Annotated in this window: 6 protein-coding genes; 3 read left to right on the forward strand and 3 right to left on the reverse strand. The window is 48.2% G+C overall.

From position 1 onward, the window contains the following. Nucleotides 1–80 precede the first annotated feature (80 nt). From pgl to IGQ44_09170, 3 genes are all read left to right on the forward strand, one after another. Complete coding sequence (gene pgl, locus IGQ44_09160; GenBank protein ID HIK38146.1) at nt 81–818, forward strand: 6-phosphogluconolactonase; 738 nt, start codon at nt 81–83, stop codon at nt 816–818. A 37-nt stretch (nt 819–855) separates the two neighbouring features. After that, nucleotides 856–1,365 carry an FHA domain-containing protein gene (locus IGQ44_09165; protein HIK38147.1) on the forward strand — a complete coding sequence of 170 codons (510 nt, stop codon included), beginning with the start codon at nt 856–858 and terminating at the stop codon, nt 1,363–1,365. Nucleotides 1,366–1,562: 197 nt separating this feature from the next. Beyond that, nucleotides 1,563–2,747: an aspartate aminotransferase family protein gene (locus IGQ44_09170; protein HIK38148.1), complete on the forward strand. Its 1,185-nt coding sequence runs from the start codon at nt 1,563–1,565 to the stop codon at nt 2,745–2,747. A gap of 53 nt (nt 2,748–2,800) precedes the next feature. On the opposite strand, the gene thyX is transcribed toward IGQ44_09170, so the two are convergent. The 3 genes from thyX to ftsZ form a co-directional block, all read right to left on the reverse strand. Continuing rightward, entirely contained in the window at nt 2,801–3,520 is a 720-nt protein-coding gene (gene thyX, locus IGQ44_09175) for an FAD-dependent thymidylate synthase (protein HIK38149.1), read from the reverse strand. 125 nt (nt 3,521–3,645) lie between these two features. Continuing rightward, nucleotides 3,646–3,975 (reverse strand): nucleoside triphosphate pyrophosphohydrolase family protein, encoded by a 330-nt coding sequence (locus IGQ44_09180; GenBank protein ID HIK38150.1) that lies wholly within the window; start codon nt 3,973–3,975, stop codon nt 3,646–3,648. Between the two features lie 7 nt (nt 3,976–3,982). Continuing rightward, nucleotides 3,983–5,053 (reverse strand): cell division protein FtsZ (gene ftsZ, locus IGQ44_09185; protein ID HIK38151.1); only part of this gene is annotated, 1,071 nt, incomplete at its 5' end.

Raw genomic sequence — 5,053 nt, forward strand, 5'->3', positions numbered from 1 at the left:
ACACTGTATTGGTTACAAAAACTGGTGCAGAAATCCTTACCGATCGCAATCTGGTTTAGAGAGGCCTCCTGTATATTAAAATGATTAGAACGGATGACAAAAACGAGGTTTATATTGTACCCGCCGGTGAAGAATTCATCTCCTTTGCCACTGCCCGGCTTGCGGAAAAGATTAGCAGTGCCATTGGTAACCGGGGGATTTGTACTATAGCCCTGGCGGGAGGTAGCACCCCAAAGCCAGTTTATCAGAAATTGGCAGAAGAGGATTTGCCCTGGGCAAGGGTTCATTTCTTCTGGGGAGATGAGCGTTATGTGCCCCCAACCCATCCAGAAAGTAATCAGAAAATGGCTAGGGAGGCCCTGTTGACCCACATTAGTATACCCCCAGACAACATCCACCCCATGCCCACTGATGGAAACAATCCTGTGGAAGATGCCGCCCGTTATGAGCAACACCTATTGGATTTCTTCAAAATGACCAGTGGTTTCCCCTCCTTTGATATTGTCTTGCTGGGAATGGGGGAGGATGGTCATACGGCCTCTCTTTTCCCCCATACCCCCGCTTTAACAGTAGAAGATAGACTGGTTACAGTGGGCAATAGGGGGGATAGTGTGAGACTGACTTTTACGGTGCCCCTGATAAATCATAGCAGGTGTGTAATTTTTTTGGTGGCCGGTGAGAACAAACAAAAAGCCCTCAAGGCGGTTTTTAGCCCCGACACCGACAGTGACGAGTATCCCGCCAAAAAGATTAAACCTGAGGGAAATTTGATTTGGATAATAGACAAAATGGCAGGGGAGGTTTTAAATGCCCTTTGATTTGAAAAGGTTGCTGGTTTTTCCTGTAGTGGAGAAGATGATGAACAACATTTCCAATCCCAAAGACTACCAATCGGAATTCAACTCTGATATTTTCGCCCGCGCCCCCCAAGAGGTGAAGAAGGCCTTTGAGGCGACGGAAGACGTATTTTCCTCCCTTGAGCCAATCACAAAGGGAGCCGACGCCACAGGGCCCACGGGGGTCCAATTGGACATACCCACCGCTATCTTAACCCACGTACAGACGGGTTTTGTCATTCACTTGCCTACCACTCGTTCCATAATTCACATTGGCAAACCTAATGATATTTTGCCTCCAGACATTGATCTTTCCGGTTTCCCCAACTCCCAGATCGTATCTCGGGTTCACGCCTGTATTACAGTAGAGGGTTCTAATTTTTACATTGAGGACAAGGGGAGCGCCAACGGAACCTATATCAATTATGTGCCCCTACCAGTGGGAACCCGTCATCTTCTCAAATCTGGCGATCGCATTGCTTTTGGCAAGGGAGACAAAGTCAGTTTCATTTTCACCCTGCCCCTTTAGGGGCGCACACCACCGGTGGGGAGGAGGAACAATAAGGGTTGTTATTTTTCTTACAGTTGGCCTGGACGCCAGTGTGACACAATAGGCAAAATAAAGGCCAGAGTCTAATCGATTAGGGAGTATATTGACTTGTGACTGTAGGGACAACTGAAGGATTGCATAATACTAACGCCCCGGAAACATTTAACAAGTATGTGATGAACACCTATGGTCGTTTTCCAGTGACCATAGAAAGAGGATTGGGTTGCCGGGTGTGGGATACAGGGGGAAAGGAGTATTTGGACTTCGTGGCGGGAATTGCCACTTGTACCCTGGGGCATGCTCATCCGGCCCTAGTAGAGGCGGTGACTAAACAAATTCAGAAACTCCATCACGTGTCCAATCTCTACTATATCCCTGAACAGGGGGAACTGGCACAATGGCTAGTAGAACACTCCTGTGGGGATAAGGTTTTCTTCTGTAATTCCGGGGCTGAGGCTAACGAGGCGGCCATCAAGCTAGTACGTAAGTATGCTCACACAGTACTAGAATTTTTAGAACAACCAGTAATCCTGACCACCATAAACAGTTTCCACGGCCGCACTATGGGATCCCTAAGCGCCACGGGCCAGAAAAAATACCACCAAAACTTTGAACCCCTGCTACCCGGCTTTGAATATGTCCCCTACAATGACATCGTAGCCGTGGAGGAGGCTATTACCAATATTGATGAGGGAAATCGTCGGGTAGCGGCCATAATGATTGAACCTCTGCAGGGAGAGGGAGGTGTACGCCCAGGAGATTTAGAATATTTCCTACGTCTGCGGAAGATCTGCGACGAGACTGGTATTTTGCTGGTTTTTGACGAGGTACAGGTGGGGGTAGGACGCACTGGCAAAATGTGGGGTTATGAAAACTTAGGAGTCGAACCGGACATTTTCACCACTGCCAAGGGGTTGGCGGGGGGCATCCCCATTGGCGCTATGGTTTGTAAGCAATTTTGTGACGTGTTTGAGCCAGGCAACCATGCCAGCACCTTTGGGGGCAATCCTTTGGCCTGTACTGCTGCCCTTGCGGTTTTGAATACCATTGAAAGGGAAAATATTCTCCAAAACGTTCAAGCGAGGGGCGAACAATTGCGGACTCGTTTACGGGCAATAGTCCAGAAATATCCCCATATTTTTTCAGAAGTACGGGGCTGGGGATTAATTAATGGCATGGAAATAAGAGAGGGAGTCCCTTTAACCTCCCTGGATATAGTGAATAGGGCTTTAGAAAATGGCTTATTGTTGGCGCCAGCTGGGCCGAAGGTGGTACGTTTTGTGCCTCCCCTCATAGTTTCCCCACAGGAAGTGGACATGGCGGCAGAAATCCTAGACAAAACCATTGCCAGTCTTGTCTAGTGTAGTGGTCTAACCGCCACCGTTTTCTTTCCTTTAAACTCTCCTTTAAAACTTTAAAAGCCCCGATGGTTTCTATGGTTTGACCAGGCTTCCACGGCATGGGGGACAATGGGTTCAATTAATTCCAAGATGGCCTGGGCGTAGGCGGCTATTTCCGTTTGTGCTCCCTCCCCCATCCTCAAATCGATAAAGTGCAATACCGCCTGTAGAGAAGCAGTCCACACCCACGAGGTGTATACGGAGGGCACTAACACCCCCCTAGCCTGTTCCCTCCCCACTCCCAATTCCAACAGTTGTCTATAGGCCTCATAGCTAGCCCTACATTGTTTTTCATAGATAGCAATGGCTCTCTCATTGTCTTCAGGGGGCAAAAAGCCCTCAGTGGCCTGTTTGTTGCTAGCTGATTGTTTACGAAATACCCTAGGAATATAAAACTCATCACTGTCTTCTATGGCCACGTAACGGAAACTCTTTTCATTCCAACCCAACTGCTCATCATTGTGATTACTGGCGATTACATGTTTCCACCACTGACGACAGACGAATAGGGGCGCCTTAACCTTAAACTTGAAAACTACCCCCCTAAAAGGGCTAGTGTGGTGGTGGGCTACCAGATAATTGATCAACCGGATGTCCTTTTCTGTCAACACCGAGGAGGTTTTTTCAAAAGACGCCCTCGCATCGTTGACAATGGTAAGATCGTCCCCAAGATGACCTATCAGTTCAATTCTACTTTTACCGTCCTTTAGGGGATCTCTGTAATGTGTGTTCATTTTTGTACTACTATCCAGAAATCAGGGGCTCTCGCCCAGTGCGGGGATGCTATTATACATCTACACATCCCACACATCCCCACATAAAAGTCCCGATAGTTTTAATTTTAATCTCATCCCCCCCATCAACGGTCATCCCCGTCTCCCCGGAGGGTATTATTAGCCTTTCTGGCAGACAACTTTTCCATATTGGCGGACAACACCTGTTCCACCTCTAATCCCAACTCATCACACAGTCTAGCCCAATACCAGAGGACGTCTCCCAGTTCCCTTTTCAATTTTTCCCTTGCCGTTTCAAAATCACAATCCTTCCTGAGGTATTTTTTTACCACTCCTCCTACCTCTCCTGCTTCACTGGCTAATCCCAGGCTCAGGTATTCTAAACTACACTCTGGAGGATAAATGGCAGTTTGTCTGGTAAATAAAATATAATCGTGAATGTTAGGATTGCCCATATTTCTTCTATCCCCGTGGGAAACGACGACGTTGTAGGAACTCAGGAATATCTAAACTAGGAGAAGGCGGTTGACTTTCATCCTTCTCGGAAGGTTTGGGGGCGGGGGGGGTTTTTTGGACAGTGGGGGGCGTTTGGACAGTGGAGGCAACGTGCGAACTAGTTTTCTTTTCCCCCGAAAAACCGGTAGCTATTACTGTCACTCTCACTTCCCCCTGCATTTTTTCGTCTATCACCGCCCCAAAGATAATATTGGCATTAGGATCTACTATTTCATATATAGTCTCTGCCGCCGCATTCACCTCATGGAGTGTTAGATCCTTGCCCCCCGTAATATTTAACACTACTCCAGTGGCACCATCAATAGAAGTCTCAATGAGGGGAGAGGAAATAGCAGCAATGGCGGCCTCTTTTGCCCTGGATTTGCCTGAACCAATGCCAATACCCATTAAAGCCGAGCCAGCATCGGCCATTACCGCCCGCACGTCAGCAAAGTCCACATTCACTAGACCCGGGATGGTAATAATATCAGAAATCCCTTGTACCCCCTGACGGAGAATATCATCTGCCATACGGAAGGATTCCTGGAGGGGTGTTTCCGGTGGTATTACTGCCAACAGTTTATCGTTAGGGATTACAATCAGGGTGTCCACCTTGGTTTCTAGGGCTCTAATTCCCTCTTCCGCCTGGCTTATACGACGTCTTCCTTCAAATGTAAAGGGCTTAGTTACCACTGCCACTGTTAAACAGCCCATCTCTTTAGCAATTTCCGCCACAATAGGTGCCGCGCCTGTGCCAGTGCCACCTCCCATCCCGGCAGTGATGAATACCAAGTCGGTATTTTCTAAAGCCTTAGCAATCTCGTCGCGGGATTCCTCTGCAGCCTTTTGGCCAATGGCGGGATTGCCCCCCGCACCCAATCCGCGGGTTAATTTTTGGCCTATTTGTAAGCAGTAACTAGTTTTTGCCTGTGCCAATGCCTGGGCATCGGTGTTAATTTGCCAGAATTCTACCCCTCCCAGATTGCTTTCAATCATCCGATTCACAGCATTACAGCCACCGCCGCCGACGCCCACTAC

The organism is Geminocystis sp. M7585_C2015_104 (genome assembly GCA_015295805.1).
GTDB lineage: Bacteria > Cyanobacteriota > Cyanobacteriia > Cyanobacteriales > Cyanobacteriaceae > DVEF01.